The 19,969-nt window shown below is 66.1% G+C and carries 16 protein-coding genes; 8 read left to right on the top strand and 8 right to left on the bottom strand.

The genetic code is table 11. The features are described from left to right. Nucleotides 1–35: 35 nt before the first annotated feature. The 5 genes from gyrB to WD430_RS15005 all read right to left on the bottom strand — a co-directional run bounded on the left by gyrB (nt 36) and on the right by WD430_RS15005 (nt 5,715). A complete protein-coding gene (gene gyrB, locus WD430_RS15025) occupies nt 36–1,970 on the bottom strand; it encodes a DNA topoisomerase (ATP-hydrolyzing) subunit B (RefSeq protein ID WP_339103240.1) in 1,935 nt (644 codons plus the stop codon). A 132-nt stretch (nt 1,971–2,102) separates the two neighbouring features. Further along, the gene (psmB, locus tag WD430_RS15020) at nt 2,103–2,816 is read right to left on the bottom strand and encodes an archaeal proteasome endopeptidase complex subunit beta (protein ID WP_339103239.1); all 714 of its coding nucleotides are present in this window, start codon (nt 2,814–2,816) and stop codon (nt 2,103–2,105) included. Continuing rightward, nucleotides 2,809–3,555, bottom strand: coding sequence for an archaeal proteasome endopeptidase complex subunit alpha (gene psmA / locus WD430_RS15015; RefSeq protein WP_339103238.1), 747 nt, complete (start codon nt 3,553–3,555; stop codon nt 2,809–2,811). The genes psmB and psmA overlap by 8 nt, the downstream gene beginning before the upstream one ends. A gap of 214 nt (nt 3,556–3,769) precedes the next feature. Next, nucleotides 3,770–4,570, bottom strand: coding sequence for an ABC transporter permease (locus WD430_RS15010; RefSeq protein ID WP_339103237.1), 801 nt, complete (start codon nt 4,568–4,570; stop codon nt 3,770–3,772). Then, nucleotides 4,567–5,715: an ABC transporter ATP-binding protein gene (locus WD430_RS15005; protein WP_339103236.1), complete on the bottom strand. Its 1,149-nt coding sequence runs from the start codon at nt 5,713–5,715 to the stop codon at nt 4,567–4,569. The genes WD430_RS15010 and WD430_RS15005 overlap by 4 nt, the downstream gene beginning before the upstream one ends. A 461-nt stretch (nt 5,716–6,176) precedes the next feature. Here WD430_RS15005 and WD430_RS15000 point away from each other — a divergent pair, with 461 nt between their 5' ends. The 5 genes from WD430_RS15000 to WD430_RS14980 all read left to right on the top strand — a co-directional run bounded on the left by WD430_RS15000 (nt 6,177) and on the right by WD430_RS14980 (nt 11,401). After that, nucleotides 6,177–7,439 (top strand): divalent metal cation transporter, encoded by a 1,263-nt coding sequence (locus tag WD430_RS15000; protein ID WP_339103235.1) that lies wholly within the window; start codon nt 6,177–6,179, stop codon nt 7,437–7,439. Nucleotides 7,440–7,648: 209 nt separating this feature from the next. Continuing rightward, nucleotides 7,649–8,428 (top strand): sulfite exporter TauE/SafE family protein, encoded by a 780-nt coding sequence (locus WD430_RS14995; RefSeq protein WP_339103234.1) that lies wholly within the window; start codon nt 7,649–7,651, stop codon nt 8,426–8,428. Nucleotides 8,429–8,558: 130 nt separating this feature from the next. Next, nucleotides 8,559–8,990 carry a universal stress protein gene (locus WD430_RS14990; protein ID WP_339103233.1) on the top strand — a complete coding sequence of 144 codons (432 nt, stop codon included), beginning with the start codon at nt 8,559–8,561 and terminating at the stop codon, nt 8,988–8,990. A gap of 327 nt (nt 8,991–9,317) precedes the next feature. Next, on the top strand, nt 9,318–10,607 hold the full coding sequence (locus tag WD430_RS14985; RefSeq protein ID WP_339103232.1) for a hypothetical protein: 1,290 nt from the start codon (nt 9,318–9,320) through the stop codon (nt 10,605–10,607). A gap of 182 nt (nt 10,608–10,789) precedes the next feature. Continuing rightward, on the top strand, nt 10,790–11,401 hold the full coding sequence (locus tag WD430_RS14980) for a plastocyanin/azurin family copper-binding protein (protein WP_339103231.1): 612 nt from the start codon (nt 10,790–10,792) through the stop codon (nt 11,399–11,401). A gap of 21 nt (nt 11,402–11,422) precedes the next feature. Here the strand turns inward: WD430_RS14980 and WD430_RS14975 are convergent, their stop codons facing one another. Continuing rightward, a complete protein-coding gene (locus WD430_RS14975; RefSeq protein WP_339103230.1) occupies nt 11,423–13,894 on the bottom strand; it encodes a PAS domain S-box protein in 2,472 nt (823 codons plus the stop codon). 314 nt (nt 13,895–14,208) lie between these two features. Here WD430_RS14975 and WD430_RS14970 point away from each other — a divergent pair, with 314 nt between their 5' ends. After that, a complete protein-coding gene (locus WD430_RS14970) occupies nt 14,209–15,219 on the top strand; it encodes a two pore domain potassium channel family protein (RefSeq protein ID WP_339103229.1) in 1,011 nt (336 codons plus the stop codon). A gap of 49 nt (nt 15,220–15,268) precedes the next feature. On the opposite strand, the gene WD430_RS14965 is transcribed toward WD430_RS14970, so the two are convergent. Further along, nucleotides 15,269–15,580, bottom strand: a complete 312-nt coding sequence (locus tag WD430_RS14965) for a HalOD1 output domain-containing protein (RefSeq protein WP_339103228.1) — start codon at nt 15,578–15,580, stop codon at nt 15,269–15,271. Further along, on the bottom strand, nt 15,573–16,061 hold the full coding sequence (locus tag WD430_RS14960; protein ID WP_339103227.1) for an Lrp/AsnC family transcriptional regulator: 489 nt from the start codon (nt 16,059–16,061) through the stop codon (nt 15,573–15,575). Before WD430_RS14960 ends, WD430_RS14965 begins: the two co-directional genes overlap by 8 nt. Before the next feature lie 246 nt (nt 16,062–16,307). Between WD430_RS14960 and WD430_RS14955 the strand changes: the two genes are divergently transcribed. Together WD430_RS14955 and WD430_RS14950 are read left to right on the top strand one after the other, a co-directional pair. After that, entirely contained in the window at nt 16,308–18,794 is a 2,487-nt protein-coding gene (locus WD430_RS14955) for a DNA topoisomerase VI subunit B (protein WP_339103226.1), read from the top strand. Continuing rightward, complete coding sequence (locus tag WD430_RS14950) at nt 18,791–19,885, top strand: DNA topoisomerase IV subunit A (RefSeq protein WP_339103224.1); 1,095 nt, start codon at nt 18,791–18,793, stop codon at nt 19,883–19,885. Before WD430_RS14955 ends, WD430_RS14950 begins: the two co-directional genes overlap by 4 nt. The last annotated feature ends 84 nt before the right edge of the window (nt 19,886–19,969 follow it).

Genomic DNA, 19,969 nt, shown 5'->3' with positions numbered 1-19,969 from the left:
GCGCGGCTACGTCGCGCCCGCAGAGCAAAATTTCGTTAGATATCGATCCATTCGGCCTCCGGCGCGTTGTCCTTGATGAACTGCTTTCGGGGTTCGACGGCGTCGCCCATCAGGACGGAGAACATCTTGTCCGCCGCCGCGGCGTCCTCGATGGTGATCTGTTTGAGGATGCGGTTGTCGGGGTCCATCGTCGTGTCCCAGAGCTGTTGTGGGTTCATCTCCCCCAGTCCCTTGAACCGCTGGACCTGCGACGGGTTCCCGTCGCATTTCTCCTCGACGATCTCGTCGCGTTCCTGCTCGGTCATCGCGTCGTAGGTCTCACCGCGGTAGCGAATCCGGTAGAGTGGTGGCTGGGTCGCGTAGACGTAGCCGCCCTCGAGCAGCGGACGCATGTGGCGGTAGAAGAACGTCAATAGCAGCGTCCGGATGTGGGCGCCGTCGACGTCGGCGTCGGTCGCCATGATGATCTTCTTGTAGCGGACGTCCTCGACGTCGAACTCGTCGCCGATCCCCGCGCCGATGGCGGTGATCATGTTCCGGATCTCGTCGTTCTCGAGGATGCGGTCGAGACGGTGTTTCTCGACGTTCAGAATCTTCCCCTTGATGGGGAGGATCGCCTGGAAGTCCGGATTCCGTGCCTGTTTCGCGCTGCCGCCGGCGGAGTCGCCCTCCGCGATGAACAGTTCGGCCTCGTCGGGGTCCTTGGTCTGGCAGTCTGCCAGTTTCCCGGGCAGCGACGTCGACTCGAGGGCGGACTTCCGCCGAGTCAGCTCTTCGGCCTTCTGGGCGGCCTTGCGGGCCTTCGCGGCCTCGACGGCCTTCGTGACGATGGCCTGGGCGGTGTCGGGGTGTTCCTCGAAGTAGGTGCCCAGCCCCTCGTGCATCGAACTCTCGACGATGCCCCGCACTTCCGAGTTACCGAGTTTCGTCTTCGTCTGCCCCTCGAACTGCGGGTCGGGGTGTTTGACCGAGATGACGGCGGTCAGGCCCTCGCGGATGTCCTCACCCTTGAGGTTGTCCTCGAGGTCGCCGAGCATGTTGTTGTCCTTCGCGTAGTCGTTGACCGTCCGGGTCAACGCGGTCTTAAAGCCGGTGAGGTGGGTGCCGCCCTCGCGGGTGTTGATGTTGTTCGCGAAGGCGTGGATCGAGCCCTGCAGTTCCTCGGTGGCCTGCATCGCGACCTCGACCTGGATGTTCTGCTCTTCGGCCTCGAAGTAGATGACGTCGTCGTGCATCGCCGAGCGCGTCTCGTTTAAGTACTCGACGAACTCGCGGATGCCGCCCTCGTACTCGTAGGTCTCCTCGATCGGCGCGTCCTCGTCGTGGAGCTCCTCGCGCTCGTCGCTCAGCGTGATGCGCACGCCGGAGTTGAGGAAGGCGAGTTCCCGGAGGCGGTTCGAGAGCGTCGAGAAGGAGAACTCGTCGCCCTCGAAGATGCCCGTGTCGGGCCAGAACCGGATCTGCGTGCCGGTCTCCTCGTCGGGCTCCATGTCGCGGACGCGCTCCATGTCGCCGACGGGTTCGCCCGCCTCGAAGGCGTGGCGGAAGACGCCGCCGTCGCGTTTCACCTCGGCCTCGAGGCGCTCGGAGAGGGCGTTGACGACCGAGACGCCGACGCCGTGGAGTCCGCCGGAGACCTGGTAGGACTTGTTGTCGAACTTGCCGCCGGCGTGGAGGACCGTGAGAATCACCTCGAGAGCGGGGCGATCGTACTCGTCGTGTGTGTCGACGGGGATCCCGCGGCCGTCGTCGGCGACGCTCACCGATCCGTCGTCGTTGATGGCGACGGTGATGTCGTCGCAGTGACCGGCCAGTGCCTCGTCGATCGAGTTGTCCACCACCTCGTAGACCAGGTGGTGAAGTCCTCGAGAATCAGTAGAGCCGATGTACATCGCCGGCCGTTTCCGCACGGCCTCCAGGCCTTCGAGGACCTGGATTTGGCCTGCGCCGTACTCGCTTTCCTGGGACATGTAAAACCTGCTTTCGGATAGCCGCCCGTTCCTAATAAAAGTCACGTGTACGCGCTCGCGCGCGAGCCAAAACGGTGTGAGGGGAACGGCGCGGCGACGAGGGAAACCGCGATGAGAACGGAACGCGGACGCCTAGATGACCGCGTCGAAGTCGTCGTGGCCCTGAATGTCGACGCCCTCGTCCGTGACTTCGGCGAGGAAGACGCCGTTGCCGGAGCCGGTGTCGCGCTCGACGGCGCTCTTGATCGCACGGGCCGCGACCGACTGTGCCTCCTCGAGCGAGAGGCCCTCCTCGTACTCCTGTTCGAGGAGGCCGTAGGCGAGTTGCATCCCGGAGCCGGTGACGGTGTAGTCGTCCTCCATGACGCCGCCGGCGGGGTCGATGCTGTAGACGTGGCTGCCCTCGCTATCGACGCCGCCGAGGATGGGGTTGATCGCTCGGAACGGGCCGCCGCGGGCGAAGTTGCCCGCCAGCGTCGCCAGCGCCTCGATGGGCATCGGCTCGCCGCGTCGGGACCCGTAGAGGTTGACCTCGGAGCGCAGCGTTCGGATGAACGACTGGGCGCCGCCGACCGAGCCGACGAGCGTTAACGCGGCGGTCGGGTGAATCTGCTCGACCTTCTGGACGTTCTTGTTCGAGACGAACCGCCCGCCGAGGCTGGCGCGCATGTCCGTCGCGATCACGACGCCCTCGTCGGTCGCGATGCCGATGGTCGTCGTCCCGGTCTTGTTGACGGTATCGCCGCGCTCGTCTCCCCGGCTATCGTCGGGGAGCGACCCGAGCTCGGGCTCGTACGGCGACGGGTCGTCCCCCTGCGGGGTCGATCCCTGGGTCCAGTTATTCATCGCTCTCCTCCTCCGGCTGGTCGATCTCGGCGACGATCGACTCGAGTCGCTCCTGGGAGACCGTCTGGAACGTCTCGTCTTCCGTATCGATCGTCGCGAGGTCGACGTTCTCGGCGCTGACCGGGTCGTCGTCGGCCGACCCGAGCGCGCGGAGCGCGAGCTCGATGCCCGCGTCGAGGTCGGCGTCCGGGCGGTAGTTCTCCTCGAGGAACTCCTGGATCTCGTTGCGGTTGCTACCGATCGCGGCCGCCTGCCACTCGTAGTCCGTCCCCGAGGGGTCGGTCTCGAACAGGCGCGGCTCGCCGTCGTCGATACCGCCGACGAGCAAGGCGACGCCGAACGGGCGCGCGCCGCCGGTCTGGGTGTACTCCTGAATGTGGTCGGTGACGGCCCGCGTCAGCGTCTCGACGCCGATCGTCTGGCCGTACCGGAGCTGTTCGCCCTGTGCGCGTCGGCGAGCGAGGTCGACGAGCTGGCGCGCGTCGGCCACGTGACCGGCGCTCGCGATACCGACGTGGTCGTCGGCCTTGTGGATCTTTTCGACGCTCGAGGGCTCCATGAGCGACGAACTGACCTGGCGGTCTGCTGCGAGCACGACGCCGTCCGGCGTGCGAATACCGACGCTCGCGGTGCCGCGTTTGACGGCCTCGCGAGCGTACTCGACTTGGTAGAGGCGTCCGTCCGGGGAGAAGATCGTGATCCCGCGGTCGTACGCCTGCTGTTGGGATTGCCCTTGCATTGGTTCTCTGGTCGTGGGAGACCTTCACCTCGGGTAAGGGACCCCCATATATAAGAATTCTTGACACACGGCTTGTAGGTGGCAATTGTCTCTGGTTCCTTGCGGCCCGATACGGGGAATAACTCGGAGAGTCGCGTTTCCGTCGCCGATTCGGCGAGCGAACCGGAGATATTCGCCGAAGCCGACCGGCGCGAGACTGGGGCGCGGACGGCAGTCAGTAGTCCCCGAGCACGCCCAGCCGTCGAGCGCGCCTCGTCGCCAACCCGAACACGACGTATCCGATCGCCAGATAGCCGACGGCCGTCGCGACGAGGACGGCGAGCGCCGCGGGATCGAACTCCCAGAGCCGAACCCCGCCTCGCATCGCCAGCTGGAGCAGCGCGCTCCCTTGGACCAGCGGCAGCGCCGCCAGCCACGGGACGTCGAAGACGGGCGCCGTGATCAGCCCGACGAACGCGAACCCGAGGAGGTTGACGACGCTGGAGATCCGCTTGTACAGGACGCTCAGTCCGCCCATGGCGAGCCCGAGTCCGAGCGCGGAGGCGATCGCCAGCGTCGCCACGGGGACGACGGTCAGCAGGTGGAGGTCGAGTCGCGTCCCGGTCGCCAGCAGCATCGCCGCGAGGACGACCGCGGACGTGAGAAACGTTCGGAAGACGATCGCCACCGCCTTGGCGAGCACCACCGGCCCGAAGCCGAAGGGCGTGACGAAGTGGCGCTCGAGGGTCCCCCAGCCGGCTTCGGACTGGATGTCGCCGACGATTCCCGAGTACGCGCCGGTCGACAGCGTCCACAGGAAGTAGCCGACGATCAGCCCCTCGAGGGAGTCCGTGATCGCCTGACCCGCCAGCAGGGTGCCGCCGTACAGCACCATCCCGAAGAACAGCAGGTTGATGAACAGTCGCATGCCGGCGTTGACGGGGTACCGGATCCAGATCAGCAGATCGCGGACGATCACGGCCCGCAGCAGGTGATAGTAGCCACCCGTCCGTCCGGACCGAGCATCGACGCTCACCGCGTCTCACCCCCGAGATCTGCCCCGGCTCCGTGATTCGAAGCCCGATCGGTGCTCCCCGCTTCCGTCCCGCCTCCGCCGGTCAGTTCGACGAACGCGTCCTCGAGGTCGGGCTGGACGGTATCGACCGCGACGACCTCGAGCCCGTGGTCCTCCAGCGCGTCGGTCAGCCGGTAGAACGCCTCGGAGTCGGCCGCCACCGCGAACCGCGTGCGGTCCTCGAGGCGCTCGACGTCGCTCACGTCGAACCGCTCGCGGAGAGCGGCGAGGACCGACCCGTCGGCGCCGCGAACGGTGACTCGGTAGCCCTGGGTTTCGAAGGCCGCCAGCAGGTTCTCGACGGTGTCGTCGACGACGACCCGGCCCTCGTTCATGATGATCACGCGGTCGCAGACGGCCTCGATGACGTCCATGTCGTGGCTCGAGACCACCAGCGTCAGGCCGCGCTCGTCGGCGAGCCGGACGAGTTCGCGCCGGAGCGTCAGCGAACTCTCGACGTCGAGCCCCAGCGTCGGTTCGTCGAGGAAGGCCACGGAGACGTCCCCCGCGAGGACGCTCGCGAGCGACACCTTCTGTTTCATCCCGCGCGAGAGGTCGCGGACGGCGGTGTCGGCCTTCTCGGCGAGGTCGAGTCGCTCCAGCAGTTCGTCGTGGCGGTCCGCGAGGGCGTCCGGGTTTCGGCCCCGAATCGCCGCGAAGTACCGCAGGTTCTCCCGGACGGTGAGCCGCCAGTAGTCGTTGCGCGCCCCCTCGAGCATAGCGTCGACGTGGTCGTAGGCCGCCTTGGGACGGTCGTAGACGTCGATGCCGTGGATCCGAACCGCCCCCTCGTCCGGGAGGAGCAGTCCCAGAATCGACTTGATCGTGGTCGTCTTGCCGGCGCCGTTGGGACCGAGCAGCCCGATCACCTCGCCGGACTCGACCGTGAAGGAGACGTCCTCGACGGCCGTGACGACCTCGTCGCCGCTCCCGAAGGTCTTCGAGAGCCCCTCGACCGCGAGCGCCGGCGCCGCCGACTCGGACCTCGCGGCGTCGTTCGCCCCACCTCTCTCGAGGTCGGCGGCCGTTCCAGAGACGTCGGTTCCGGCGCCGTCGCTCCCACCGGTCTCCCGCCCGTCCTCGAGGTCCGTCGACTCACTACACATTGATTCGGTTACACGTTCGTAGCTGCGGTGGCGGGAAGACGTTTTTGGTCCGCTCGAGTCGCGAGGGTGACGATTGGTATCGCCGTGAGTGGTTTATCGGGCACTCGAGATCATCGTACCGGCGATGCCGGCGGACGCTCGTTCGGGATCGCTCCCGTGACCGCCCGATCGATTCGTACCGGATCGGTTTCATATGGCGCCTTCACCTGCCGGGCAGCGACTCTCCTTGCTGGATATCCCCAGAACGGAGTGAAGCGAGGCACGCGACGCGCCACTGGGGAGTCTCGGATTGGCGCATGCGACCGCGCTCGGTTGCTGACGGGAGCCGATAGATGCGTTTCCCGCTCACTGACACATGAAACGTGCATCCGTTCGAACGACGACGGCATCGCGTACGAGTACTCGTTCCCTGTCACGCCGGCCCGACGCGACGGTGACCGGGACCGCGGAGGTGATCGCGAATGAGTGAGAAGTCGGCGCCCTCCTCGACGTCCACGATCGTCGACGTCGTTCCCGGCGGCGAGACGATCCACGGCGCCCTCTACAGGTACGGGCTGGGCGTGCTGTTCGCCGCGAACGTCTTCGGTGCCGGATCGGTGTACATCCTCGCTGACGCCGGGGCCAACTTCGCGTTCTCCCTGCTGTGGGTGCTCCCGCTGGCCTTCCTCATCGACATCGCGCTCCACGACATGAGCGCCCGCCTCGCCGTGGCCGACGAACCGCTGGCGGACTACATCGTCGACGCGGTCCCGATCGGCGGACGAGTGCTCGTGATCTCGATCTCGCTGATGTCGGCGCTGTGGGCCGTCTCGAACTACGCCGTCGCGGGCGCGGCGCTGGCCTGGCTCCTGCCGGGGCTCGACAACGTCATCGTCGGCATCGTCCTCGCCGGCGGCGCGGGGATCGCCATCGTCCAGCTGAAGGTCTACGACCGCATCGAGGCGGCGATCGCGGCCGCCGTCTTCGCGGTCTTCGGCTCGTACGGCCTCCTGCTGGCTGGCCTGGACGTGCCGTGGCAGTCGGTCGCCGCCGGGCTCCAGCCCGCGCTGAACAGCGATATCGGCTACCTCACGACGGTCATCGCCCTGCTCGGGACGACCGTCTACTGGCCGAACTTCTTCATCCAGTCGAGCATCCAGCCGACCAAGGAGTGGACCGACGTCTGGAAGTACCGCCGGGACAACGCCGCCGGGATCGCGACGACGCTGCTCATCGGGAGCTTCGTGATGATCGTCTCCGCGGTGACGCTCGCGGAGGGCGAGATGACGCTGACCGGGCCCGGACAGCCGCTGGCGGACATCCTCGGGCAGGGCGCGCTCCTCGTGTTCATGATCGCCGTCTTCCTCGCGAGCATCACCTCCGCGACCGGGACGCTGTTCGGCGCCGGATTCATGATCCCGCAATCGCTCGGCCGCCACACGGTGTTCGGCGACTTCCGGTTCCGACGCACGGTCATCGGTCTGATCACCGTCTCGGCCGCCACGGCCCTCCCGCTGCTGGTCTACACCGGCTTCGGGCCCGTCGAGATGGCTATCATCATGCCCGCGGTCAACGGCGCGATCGGTCTGCCGGTGACCGTCTTCGCGCTCATCGGCGCCGTCAACCGGTTCTACGACGTCGACTGGTACGAAAACGCCGCGTTCGTCGCCGCGGGGCTCGTCCTGCTGATCGGCAGCGCCACGACGATCCAGTCGCTCTACGAGACGATCATCGGGATCCTCTGAGTAGCCCCGCGGGATCCGCTACGAGATCCGGGTACGGACTCGAGACCCCGAGGTCGGACGCCGACGGCCCGCGTTCGGTTCGTCGCGTCGCGTCGAAACTCGGCTCTCGATTTCTCATCCGAATTTCCGATATCTCACCGGTAGCGACACTGAACGGTCAATCGGAAGAGTCACAATCCCCGAGCTAATCGGCCCGATAACGCCCCGCGATGCTCGGACTCCCCTTCGACCTCTCGCTGGTCTTGTTGCTCGTGTCGATCGCCTTCTTCTCGGGGATCGGCATCACGACCATCGGCCCGGGCGGCATCTTCGTCACGATCGCGCTCTACTCGCTGACGCCGCTGGCCTCGAGCCAGGTCGCCGGCACCGCCCACGCGACGTTCGTCGTCACCGGCCTCGTCGGCAGCGCCGCCTACCTCCACTCCGGCGAGATGAAGACCGGCGAGAGTCGCGCCATCGCCGTCGTTCTGAGCGCCTCGAGTATCCTCGGGGCCCTCGTCGGCGCCGCCGTCAACGCCTTCGTCCCGCGCTCGGTGTTCGGCGTCCTGCTCGGCGGCGTCTCGATGAGCGTCGGCGGGGTCATCCTCTACAGGGAGCGCCGCGGGTTCACTGCCCTCTACGATCTCGAGCCGCTCGAGCGGCAGGGCCAACTCGCGCTGGCCGGGCTCGGGTTCGCACTGGGGATCTGCAGCGGCCTGCTGGGAATCGGCGGCCCGGTGCTCGCGGTGCCGGCGCTGGTACTGGTCGGCGTCCCCATGCTGCTGGCCGTCGCCGTCGCGCAGGTCCAGTCGATCTTCATCGCGACCTTCGCGGCCGCGGGCTACGCCCTCCAGGGGAACGTGCTCCTCCCGTTGGCGGTCGTTATCGGGACGCCGCTCCTGCTCGGGGTCGTCACGGGCTGGAAGGTCGCCCACATGATCGACCCCGAGAAGCTGAAGGTCGCGCTGGGCGTCGTGCTCCTCGGCGTCGGCCCGTACCTCGCGCTGTGAGCGGCCCGATTGGCCGGCGGAGGGCGCCGCCGCCACGAGACCGACGACGATCGACGACCGTTCACGTCCGATCGACCGCGACGGTGCAGGACTCAAGGCGTCGGAGCGCGATACCGTACTTACCGATCTCATGTCGCGCATTCTGGTTCCCTTCGACGACTCCGAGCGCGCCCGCGAGGCCCTCGAGTACGCCATCGACCTGTTTCCGAACGGCGAGTTCGTCGCCCTGACCGTCGTCGACACCTCGTCGGTGCCGGCGATTCCCAACACCGCGTCCGGCGACGAGGACGAGGTCGCGGAGACGGTCGAGACCGTCTTCGGCGACGTCGAGGAGCGCCTCGAGACCCCGGAACGGCTCGCCGCCGAGCGCGACGTCCCGATCGAGACCCGGACGCGACTCGGCACCCCCACTCAGGAGATCGTCGAGTTCGCCGAGACCGAGGCCGTCGACCACATCGTCATGGGAAGTCACGGCCGCTCGGGTGTCAAACGGTTCCTGCTCGGGAGCGTCGCGGAGGTCGTCGTGCGACACTCGCCGGTTCCCGTGACGGTCGTTCGGTAACTGCGGTCCCGGTGACGATCCGCGTCGCGATTAGGCCGGCACTCGAGCGCCGCGCGACTCGAGTCGACGGCTGCGGGGCGATCCGTCGCGATCGCGTCGATACCTTGCATTGATGGGGCACAGCCTCTTCGAGTCGGGTCCCGTAGCACCGGTGGAGAGACATGGGCGACTGCGGTCCGAGCATCCGCGACCCCGGCGGGGGTCGTCGATCGCGCTCGAGAGCTGCTTCTTTTCGGAGCGAATTAGCTGCTTACCGGCGCCCTCGACCGTCGAAACGGGCGATTACACCGCAACTGACTTACTGCCAGTGCTGATAGTCCTAGTCGAATGCTTCCGTTCGTCGTGTTCGTACTCATCGCGCTCGCGATCGCCCTCGAGATAGTGTCGTACGTGTCGCTCAAGCGGATCCCCGCGGTGGCGACCGAGGAGTTCCCGGAGATCGACCGGGAACTCCTCGGCAAGTTCAGCAGTTTCGACCCCGAACTGGGCTGGGTGCCCCAGCCGAACCAGGAGAAACAGAAGGACACCGGCGACCACCTCCCCGGGGAGGAGCTCCGGACGGTGGTCACCTACTCGACCGACGAGTACGGGAGCCGCGTCTGTCCCGCGAAGGACCGCGACGAGGACGGGGCGGCGACAGCCGCCGATGAAGAGCGTTCCGATGGGAACGCGACGTCCGACGTCACCGTCTCGACCTACGGCGACTCCTACTGTTTCTGCCGGGAGGTCAACAACGACGAGACCTTCCAGCACTACATGGCCCAGGAGCTCGACACGCACGTCGCCAACTACGGCGGCGGCAACTACGGGCTCGATCAGGCGCTGATGCGCATGAAGCGCCAGTACCCCGAGGAGGAGACCGACTACGTCTTCGTGGTCGTCACCGCCTCCTCGATCGCCCGGATCCTGAGCGTCTGGAAACACTACCAGGAGTTCGGGAACATCCTCGCGGTCAAGCCCCGGTACGTCCTCGAGAACGGCGAACTCGAGCGGATCGACAGCCCCGTCGACGAGAAGGAGGACCTGCTCGACTTGGAGTCGAAGGCCGACTTCCTCCGGGAGTACGACTTCCACTACGATCACTGGTTCAAGCCCCACTTCGCGTCGGTCCCCTACACGACCGACTTCCTCGACAAGCCGGAGTATCTCCGGTACGCCGCGATTACCGGCTGTAAGGAACTCGAGCGCCGGGCCGGCCGCTCGATTCCGGGCGTCGACTTCGACGCCGCCCAGACCGAGTCGGTTCTCCGGATGGAACAGCCCCGGGTGCGCTACCACGAGCGGCTGTTCGAGACCCACGAGTACCTCTTCGACGCGCTGATCGAGGAGTTCGTCGACTACGCCGACGAGCAAGACTTCCAGCCCGTCTTCGTGATGGTCCAGCAGCTCCGATACGCGAAGTACGAGTCCGAACACGGTCCGATCTACGGCGACCTCGTGGACCGGCTCGGCGAGAAGTACGACGCCCTCGAGACGGTCGATATGGCCCGCCATCTCGACCCCGACGACGGTGTCGAGTCGCTGTACGTCGAGCGCGGCGAAGGCGGCCACTACAGCCCCGAGACCAATCGAGAGATCGCGAACGTGTTGACCGAAGTCGTCGAAGGCGGTCGGTAGCCCGCCGCTTCTCGCGGCTCGCACGGCGCCGTCGATCGGTACCGACTCCGACGGACTCGCGCCGCTCCGTTCGGTCGTCTGATCGTTGTTTCGGCGGTGAACGAAACGATTTCAAACCCTGAAGGTCGTTTACGAATCGCACCCAAACGTTCTTTCGTGACATTCCCGGAGCGTAACGTGCAATGGGAGAACAAGGAGCAACCGATTCGGCGATGATTTCGCGACGACGGACGATGAAGATCGCGGGTGCTGCGGCCGTCGCAACGACCCTCGCGGGATGCGGCGGTGGTGGTGGCGGCGACGGTAACGGTGGTGGAGGGAACGGCGGTGGTGGTGGTGGTGGCGACGCAAGTCAGTGGGAAGGCGTCAGCGAGATCGAACTCGGCGGTGAGACGAGCGGCTGGCAGGGGCAGGCGCCCTCGCCGATCGAGGGGGAAGACAATCCGACGCTCATCCTCTTCGAGGGCGAACAGTACACCGTCACGTGGGAGAACCTCGACGGTGCGGAGCACAACATCGAAATCCGTAACGAGAACGACGAAGTCGTGGACGATTACTCGACCGAACTCATGGGGGAAGAAGGTGCGACGCAGTCCCTCGAGTTCGAGGCGACCAGCGAGATGGCGCAGTACGTCTGTCAACCCCATCAGAGCACGATGCGGGGCGACATCCAGATCGAGAGCGGCGGTGGCGGAGGCGGTGGCAACGAGAGTGCCGGAAATGAAAGTGGCGGCAACGAGAGCGGCGGTAACGAGAGCGCTGGTAACGAGAGCGACGGCAACGAAAGCGGGTAGCGCCACCTGCGACGCGGTCGTCTATCGGTCGTCGACCGCGGGCAGCGTGAACGAGAACGTCGTCCCCTCGCCGGGCTCGGAGTCGACCCAGATCGTCCCCTCGTGGCGCTCGACGATGCGCTGACAGAGCGCCAGCCCGATCCCGGTGCCGTCGTACTCCTCGCGGCTGTGCAGGCGCTCGAACACCTCGAAGACGCGGTCCTGATCGTCGGGATCGATGCCGATCCCCTCGTCCTCGACCGAGACGATCCACTCGGAGTGCGCCCGCTCGGCGTCGATCCGCACCCGCGGCGGCTCGTCACCGCTGTACTCGAGCGCGTTCGACAGTAGGTTCTGGAAGATCTGCTGGAGCTGGCTCTCGTCGCCGCGAACGCGGGGCAACGAGTCGACGACGACGATCTCCGCGTCCGTCTCCTCGATCTTCATCTGCAGGTCCTCGCGCACGGCCCCGACGACGTCGTCCAGTTCGACCGGCTCGAGCGGCTCGCCCTGCGTGTCGACCCGGGAGTACTCGAGCAGCCCTTCGATCATCTTGCGCATGCGGTCGGCGCCGTCGACGGCGAACTCGATGAACTCCTCGCCGTCGTCGTCGAGTTCGTCGCCGTACCGGCTCTCGAGCAGTTGCAGGTAGCTCGAGACCATCCGCAGGGGCTCCTGGAGGTCGTGGCTGGCCGCGTAGGCGAACTGCTCTAAGCGCTCGTTCGAGGCCTCGAGTTTGCGCTGGTACTCCTTGCGCTCGGTGATGTCGTGGAAGTAGATCGACAGCCCCGACTCGGAGGGGTAGACGTTGTACTCGAGCCAGGTGTCCAGATCCTCGGCGTACACTTCGAAGTTGACGGGCTCTTGGGTCTCCATCGCCTGCTGGAACTGGTCCCGGTAGATCCCCTCGGTTTCGTCGGAGAACGTCTCCCAGACCTTTCGCCCGAGCACCTCCTCCCTGGACTGGCGGAGGATCTCGGCGGCCTGCTCGTTGAGGTGGGTGAAGCGCCACTCGTCGTCGAGCGCGTAGAACGCGTCGGAGATCCGACCGAGAATCTCGCTCAGTTCGGTCTCGAGCTCGCTCTTTCGATCCTCGAGCTGTCGCTCGCGGCGTTTCAGCTCGGTGATGTCCTCGGCGGCCGTGACGACGCGTTCGATCTCCCCGTCGGGTCCGTGCAGCGGCGTCGCGTTCACGCGGAACAGGAGCCGGTCGCCGTCGGGGGGATCGACGACGAGTTCCTCGTTGAACACCGGCGTGCCGGTCTCTAAGACCCGCGCGGCCGGCATCTCGTCCGTGGGAAGCCGGTTGCCGTCCGAGTCGTAGATCGCCCACTCGGCGTCGTCGTCGGATTCGCCGATGAACTCCTGATCGGAGAGGCCAAGCGATTTCTGTGCGCGCCGGTTGGTCAGTATCGTCTCGCCCGCGGCGTTCTGGACGGCGATCGCGATCGGGGCCGTCCGCAACAGCTTTTCGGTCTGGTTGTACTCCCGGCGGAGCAGCCGTTCGCGCTCCTTCTGGTCGGTGATGTCGTCGATCGCGACGACGATCCGGTCGTCGTCGTCTCGGTCGTCGAGCGGGGCGGCGTTGAGCGAGAGCCAGCGACGGCCGATCCCCGGCACGTCGACCTGTCGCTGGGCGTCGTACACCGGCTCGCCGCGCTCGCGAGCGCGGGCCCACGGCTCCTCGTCCGCCGGGATCGGCTCTCCGGCGGCGTCGTAGAGGTCCCACGACTCGAGGCCGTACGCCTCGAGGGCCGAGTCTTCGATCTCGAACCGCTCTAACATCCGTCGGTTCGCGCGGGTGAGATCCTCGTCCCCGGTCACCACGCCGATGGAGATCGGCACGGTCTCGAGGATCCGCTCGGTGAGGTCCCGTTCCCGGCGGAGTTGCTGTTCGTACTCGCGGCGTTCGGTCATGTCGCGGGTGACCTTCGTGAAGCCCTGCAGCTGGCCGTCGTCGTCTCGAATGGCGGTGATGACGACGTTCGCCCAGAACTCCGTGCCGTCCGAGCGGACGCGCCACCCCTCGTCCTCGACCCGTCCCTCCGCCGCCGCGGTCTCGAGGTTCGTCTCGGGCACGCCGTCGGCGATGTCAGCGTCGGTGTAGAAGGTAGAGAAGTGCTGGCCGACGATTTCGTCCTCCGCGTAGCCCTTGATCCGTTCGGCCCCTTCGTTCCAGCTGTCGACGGTGCCCTCGGGGTCGAGCATGAAGATGGCGTAATCCCGAACGGCGCTAACGAAGGCCGCGAACTCCTCCTGTTCTGACTTCCGGTCGAGTTCCACTCCGTTCGTCATCTCGACCGGCCACCAGATCCGGGTCGACTCGTCGATCCGCTTGACGCGGAGTTCGCCCCGATCGACGAGGTCCTCGAGTCCCTGTCGCGCGGAGCGTGGAGCGCAGTCCAATCGCTCGGCGACCTCGCCGGTCGTGAGAGGGGCTGACGACCGCTCGGAGTGCGAAAAAACTCGCCGGACGTCGTCCCCCGAGACGCCCGTCGAATTTGAAGATCCCATATATTCTACTATAGACTCCAATCCATAAGCCTTCGCCGTTCGGCCCGTCGTATTACGGGGTGACCGATCCGGCCACCGAACGCGTCGAGCGGGCTCCGGCGTGGTCCGTCCGAAGCGCTCTCGAGGACGACGAATAGTTCACTCCGCCCTCGAGAGAGATGCCATCGAGACGGCATCGAGACGATATCGAGACGGCAATGCGTTACCGCGGGGCGGTCAGGGTGGGAAATCGGGACCGTTCGAACGCGTCACTGAAAAACCCGCGTCAGTGACCGGGCCATCGTTGACGGGTGTCCTTCCGATAGATGGAGGTGATGCAACCGCTGTATCTCGTCGTCGGCATCGCGCTGTTGCTCGCCGGCTTCGTCGACATCCTCTGGACGACGCTCTGGGTCGACGGCGGCTCGGGGCCCCTCTCCGGACGGCTCACGACCGGCGTCTGGCGCGGCCTCCGAGTCCTGACCGGAGACCGAAACAAGGCGCTCAGCCTCGCCGGCCCCCTCATCCTCACCCTGACGCTCTCGATGTGGATCGGGCTCATCTGGGTCGGCTGGACGTTCGTCTTCGCCAGCCACCCCCTCGCACTGGTTAACACCCGCACCGGCGGCACCGCCGACTGGGCGGGCCGGTTCTATTACGTCGCGTACACGATGTTCACCGACGGCAACGGCGATTACTCCCCCACCTACGGCGGCGACGTCTGGGAGATCGCCAGCTCGTTCACGACCGCGTCCGGAATGGCCTTCGTCACGCTCGGCGTCTCCTACATCCTCTCCGTCCTCGGGGCCGTCGCCGATAAGCGCTCCTTCGCCAGCACCGTCACGGGACTCGGCAACCGGAGCGAGGCGTTCGTCCGCGCCGGCTGGAACGGCGAGAACTTCGACGGCCACGAGTTGACCCTCGAGTCGCTGGATTCCGATCTGAGCAAACTCGCCGAGCAACACAAGTCCTACCCGATCCTGCACTACTACCACAGCGAACAGAGCGAACAGGCGTCGGCCGTGGCCGTTGCCATCCTCGACGAGTCGCTCACCCTCTTTCGGTACACCGTCGACGACGAGCACAGCCCCGACCCTGCCATCGTCGAAAGCGCGCGCTCGAGCGTTTCGAGCTACCTCGAGACGCTCGACGCGTCGTTCATCGATGCGGAACCGGCGGTCCCGCGCTCGCCGGATCTCGATCGCCTCCGCGAGGACGACATTCCGACCGGCTCGGACCAGGAGTTCGCCGAGGCCCTCGCGAAGTTGACCGACCGCCGGCGTCACCTGCTCGGCGTGGTCGAAGCCGACGCGTGGGAGTGGCCACCCGTCGAGGACGAGGAGTAGCGGCCACCGTCCCGCCCGAGCAAGGCGATAACCGTCCTGCCCGAGGCGTTTACCGATCGATTTCGTCGTCCAGGCCGACCGCGATCGAACCGTCGCTGACGACGGTCACCAGCGCGCCCCGGTACCGAAACGACACTGATCGCGGACCGTGCCGATCGCGTTCGGCACCGCCCTCGAGGAGGCGGTCGATGGCTTCGGGATCGATCACGTCGTAGAGCGGCTCTCGACCGCGCTCACCGTCGAAAACGGTCTCGAGGACATCGGCGACGGCGACGCTCGGTGCGGTCGTCTCGAAGTCGTATCGCGCTCGATACCGCCGGGTCTCCGCGTCGAACTCGACCGTTCCGAACCGATCACTCATCGGTCTCGCTCTCGCTCTCGTCGACCAGGTGCTGGCCGAAGTGGTCGAACGGCTGTTTGTGGAAGCTCTTCAGTATCTTCGAGTTGACGACGTCGAACCCGAGTTCGCTGAGTTCGTCGCTCACCCGAGCGATGTCGTCGGTGTCGGTTCCGACGGCCTCGATCTGGACGTTGTCCGTGCCGTTGAGTACCTCCTGTATCGTGACGACGCCGCTGACCTCGCGGGCCTCGCGGGCGAGTCGTTCGCGTTCCGGATTCGGTGCCGAACAGATAAAGAGGACGTGTAACTGGAGTCCCGCCTTGTCGTAATCGACGTCGGGATGGTAGCCTCGGATGATTCCCTCCGATTCCAGTTGTTCGATGCGGTTTCGAACCGTGCTGGCCGAAACGCCGATTCGGTCGGCCATTTCCTGGGTCGTGATCCGACGTGCGTCTTGTTGCAGGAGATACAGTACCGCCTTGTTCGTGGCGTCGAGATCCATCTCTCACGTCCGCAGATGATTCCCACTACTTTGTTCTTTTTGCAACGCTTATCCCCTAATTCTGCTTATTTAGCAGTATTTTCTGCGAAACCTCGTCCCGGTCGCCACGCTGGCTGTGGAAATAGCAATCCGTCAACCGCGCTCCGGACGCCCGAGATCGGCGGTCCGGCGAGGTACCTGTCGACCGCGTTCACTTTCGCTCCGGTAGCGCACACCTTTTAGCCCCGCCGTTAGTAAGAGGGGACAATGACGTCGTTTCAGTCGACACTCGGTGACGAGGCGGGGATCGCCGAGGAGCTGGCCGAGAACCAGCAAGCGATCTCCATCGCCGAGTTCTTCGAGAAGAACAAGCACATGCTCGGCTTCGACAGCGGTGCTCGAGGCCTCGTCACGGCCGTCAAGGAGGCCGTCGACAACGCCTTAGACGCCGCCGAAGAGTCGGGTATTCTCCCGGATATCTACGTCGAAATCGAGGAGGCCGGCGACTACTACCGGCTGATCGTCGAGGACAACGGGCCCGGGATCACGAAGGAATCGCTGCCGAAGGTCTTCGGGAAACTGCTCTACGGCTCTCGGTTCCACGCCCGCGAACAGTCCCGCGGACAGCAGGGGATCGGGATCTCCGCCGCCGTCCTCTACTCGCAGCTGACCAGCGGGAAACCCGCCAAGATCACCAGCCGCACCCAGGGCTCGGAGGAGGCCGAGTACTTCGAACTCATCGTCGACACCGACAGCAACGAGCCCGAGATCAGCGTCGAGGAGACCACCTCCTGGGACCGCCCCCACGGGACGCGCATCGAACTCGAGATGGAGGCGAACATGCGCGCCCGCCAGCAGCTCCACGACTACATCAAGCACACGGCGGTCGTCAACCCCCACGCGCGCCTCGAGCTCCGCGAACCGCAGGAACACTTCAAGTTCGAGCGCGCGACCGACCAACTGCCAGAGGAGACCGAGGAGATCCGCCCCCATCCCCACGGCGTCGAACTCGGGACCGTCATGAAGATGCTGACGGCGACGGACTCCCAGACCGTCTCCGGCTTCCTCCAGGAGGAGTTCACCCGCGTCGGGAAGAAGACCGCCGACTCGATCATCGACGAGTTCCGCGACCGCCACTACGGCCGCGAGATGCGCTGGCGGCCGCCGGCGAGCCACGAAGACGTCGATCTCCACGCGGCGGTTTCGGACGCGACCGCGAACAAGGGCGCCGACGCCACGGCCGCCTTCGCCGACGCCATCGCCGCGGGCGTCGACGACGCGGGCCGGATCGCCCACCACGAACTGCTCGCGGTCGTCGACGAGGCCGCCGACGAGGTCGAGGCCGAGCACGGCACGACGTTCGGCGACACCGTCCGGGAGAACGCCGTCGAGGCCGTCTGGCTCGCGTTGATCGACGCTCGAGCGGACGCCGACGACGCGGACGCGGCGAGCGAGAGCGACGACCCCGTCGAGTCGCGGCTCGTCGCCGACTGCTACGACCTCGCCGACGAGGCGACGAGCACCCGCAAGGACGACGAGGTGATCCACGCCTTCGCCGAACGGCTCGCGGCGAAGTTCGACGACGAACTCAAGGCCGGCGAGGGAGACGACGGGAACGTCCGCCACCGGCTCACCCGCAAGCGGCTCCGGGCACACGTCGACCGCGCGGCGGACCTCACCGAGGAATACGACGACGTCTCCTTCGGCGAGACCGCCCGCGAGAACGTCACGGACGCCGTCTGGGACGTGATGGCGACCGTCCCCGACGACCCGCCGCTGGTCCGCGAGCTCGCCGGCGACCGGGACGCCGCCAGCGACCTCGTCGACGGGATGCGCGCGACCGACATCATGGCGCCGCCGACGCGGTGTCTCTCGCCGATCTCCGAGGACCTGATCAGCGCCGGCCTCGAAAAGGAGTTCGACGCCGACTTCTACGCCTCCGCGACCCGCGACGCCGAGGTCCACGGCGGCGATCCGTTCATCGTCGAGGCCGGCATCGCCTACGGCGGCGATCTCGAGAGCGAGGGGAGCGTCAACGTCATGCGATTCGCCAACCGCGTCCCGCTGGTCTACCAGCGCGGCGCGTGTGCGACGACCGACGTCGTCAAGTCGATCGGCTGGCGCAACTACGGGCTCGACCAGCCCGGCGGCTCCGGCCTGCCGAAGGGGCCGGCCGTGATCATGATCCACGTCGCGTCGACGAACGTCCCCTTCACCAGCGAGTCGAAGGACGCCGTCGCGAACGTCCCCGAGATCGAAGACGAGATCGAACTCGCTATTCGGGAAGCGGCGCGCGAACTCAAGAGCTACCTCAACAAGCGCCGCTCGATGCAACAGCGCCGGAAGAAGCAGAACGTCCTCGGGACGATCCTCCCGGAGATGGCCGAGAAGGTCGCCGAGGTCGCCGGCCGCGACGAGCCCGACATCGACGACGCCATCGCGCGCATCATGAACAACGTGCTCGTCGAGCGCAGCGTCGAGGCGAACGGCGACGGACAGGCCGTCTCGGTCACCGTCGAGAACAACTCCAACACGAACGAGTCGCTGGAGATCACCGACATCGTCACCGCCGAGCCGACGAGCCTCCCCGACGACGCGACCGTCGTCGAGATGGACGGCGAGTGGTTCGTCAAGTGGGAGCCGGACGTCTCGAGCGACGACGAGGCCACCCTCGAGTACGAGGTCGACGACGGCGCGGAGTACGATCTGGACGTAAAGGGCGTTGAAACCGAGAAACTCACGGTGAAACAATGAGCGCAGACAACGATCAGGAGCAGGCCAGAGAGCAGTTGATCGATCTCGCCGCGCAGTTCTACGACCAGTTCGAACTGGGCGAGATCCCCCACATGTCCGTGCCGACGCGGACGAAGAACAACATCGAGTACGACGAGGAGGAGGAGGTCTGGGTCTACGGCGACCGCGAGTCGACCCGGTCGGCCAACTCCGTCAGCGGCGCCCGGAAGCTCCTCAAGGCCGTCTACACCATCGAGTTCCTCGCCGACCAGCTCGAGGAGGACCGCTCGTCGACCCTGCGTGAACTCTACTACCTCTCGGAGAGCTGGGACAACGAGGAGGCCCAGTTCACCAGTCAGGACGAGTCCAACAGCATGGTCGAGGACCTAGAGATCGTCTCGGGAGTCACCCGCGAGGACTTCCACATGCGCCCCGAGGAATCGGGCGCGACGATCATGGGGCCGCTGCACCTCCGCGAGCAGACCCGCCGCGGCGAACGCGAGATCCACTGCCAAGAGGACGTCGGCGAAGGTGGCTACCAGATCCCGAACAACCCCGACACGATCGACTTCCTCGATTGCGACGCCGACTTCATCCTCGCGGTGGAGACCGGCGGGATGCGCGACCGCCTCGTCGAGAACGGCTTCGACGAGGAGTACAACGCGCTGATCGTCCACCTGAAGGGCCAGCCCGCCCGTGCGACCCGACGGATCACCAAGCGGCTCCACGACGAACTCGACCTGCCGGTCACGGTCTTCACCGACGGCGACCCGTGGTCGTACCGCATCTACGGCTCCGTCGCCTACGGTTCGATCAAGTCGGCCCACCTCTCCGAGTACCTCGCGACGCCCGAGGCCAAGTTCATCGGTATCCAGCCCGCCGACATCGTCGAGTACGAACTGCCGACCGACCCGCTCTCGGATTCGGACATCAACGCCTTAGAGAGCGAACTCGAGGACCCGCGGTTCCAGACCGACTACTGGGAGGAACAGATCGAGTTGCAACTCGACATCGAGAAGAAGTCCGAACAGCAGTCGCTGGCGTCCCACGGGCTCGACTTCGTGACGGACACCTATCTCCCCGAACGCCTCGGCGATATGGGCGTCCTCTAGGCGCCTCGAACCGCCGACTCGGGTCAATCTCGTTCGTGCTGGCTCCCAGCAGTGGATTTCACACAAGCAGTGGCGACTGCACGC

It is taken from the genome of Haloterrigena sp. KLK7, assembly GCF_037914945.1.
Classification (GTDB): domain Archaea; phylum Halobacteriota; class Halobacteria; order Halobacteriales; family Natrialbaceae; genus Haloterrigena; species Haloterrigena salinisoli.
This window is presented reverse-complemented; position numbering and strand designations above follow the sequence as displayed.

Bases quoted from the DNA above. Each gene is read 5' to 3' on its own strand.
- WD430_RS14980 (WP_339103231.1), top strand. From the start codon at position 10,790: ATGGGAGAACAAGGAGCAACCGATTCGGCGATGATTTCGCGACGACGG.
- gyrB (WP_339103240.1), bottom strand. From the start codon at position 1,970: ATGTCCCAGGAAAGCGAGTACGGCGCAGGCCAAATCCAGGTCCTCGAA.
- WD430_RS14975 (WP_339103230.1), bottom strand. From the start codon at position 13,894: ATGGGATCTTCAAATTCGACGGGCGTCTCGGGGGACGACGTCCGGCGA.
- WD430_RS14960 (WP_339103227.1), bottom strand. From the start codon at position 16,061: ATGGATCTCGACGCCACGAACAAGGCGGTACTGTATCTCCTGCAACAA.
- WD430_RS14995 (WP_339103234.1), top strand. From the start codon at position 7,649: ATGCTCGGACTCCCCTTCGACCTCTCGCTGGTCTTGTTGCTCGTGTCG.
- WD430_RS15000 (WP_339103235.1), top strand. From the start codon at position 6,177: ATGAGTGAGAAGTCGGCGCCCTCCTCGACGTCCACGATCGTCGACGTC.
- WD430_RS14955 (WP_339103226.1), top strand. From the start codon at position 16,308: ATGACGTCGTTTCAGTCGACACTCGGTGACGAGGCGGGGATCGCCGAG.
- WD430_RS14970 (WP_339103229.1), top strand. From the start codon at position 14,209: ATGCAACCGCTGTATCTCGTCGTCGGCATCGCGCTGTTGCTCGCCGGC.
- WD430_RS14985 (WP_339103232.1), top strand. From the start codon at position 9,318: ATGCTTCCGTTCGTCGTGTTCGTACTCATCGCGCTCGCGATCGCCCTC.
- WD430_RS14950 (WP_339103224.1), top strand. From the start codon at position 18,791: ATGAGCGCAGACAACGATCAGGAGCAGGCCAGAGAGCAGTTGATCGAT.
- WD430_RS15005 (WP_339103236.1), bottom strand. From the start codon at position 5,715: ATGTGTAGTGAGTCGACGGACCTCGAGGACGGGCGGGAGACCGGTGGG.
- WD430_RS14965 (WP_339103228.1), bottom strand. From the start codon at position 15,580: ATGAGTGATCGGTTCGGAACGGTCGAGTTCGACGCGGAGACCCGGCGG.
- psmB (WP_339103239.1), bottom strand. From the start codon at position 2,816: ATGAATAACTGGACCCAGGGATCGACCCCGCAGGGGGACGACCCGTCG.
- psmA (WP_339103238.1), bottom strand. From the start codon at position 3,555: ATGCAAGGGCAATCCCAACAGCAGGCGTACGACCGCGGGATCACGATC.
- WD430_RS14990 (WP_339103233.1), top strand. From the start codon at position 8,559: ATGTCGCGCATTCTGGTTCCCTTCGACGACTCCGAGCGCGCCCGCGAG.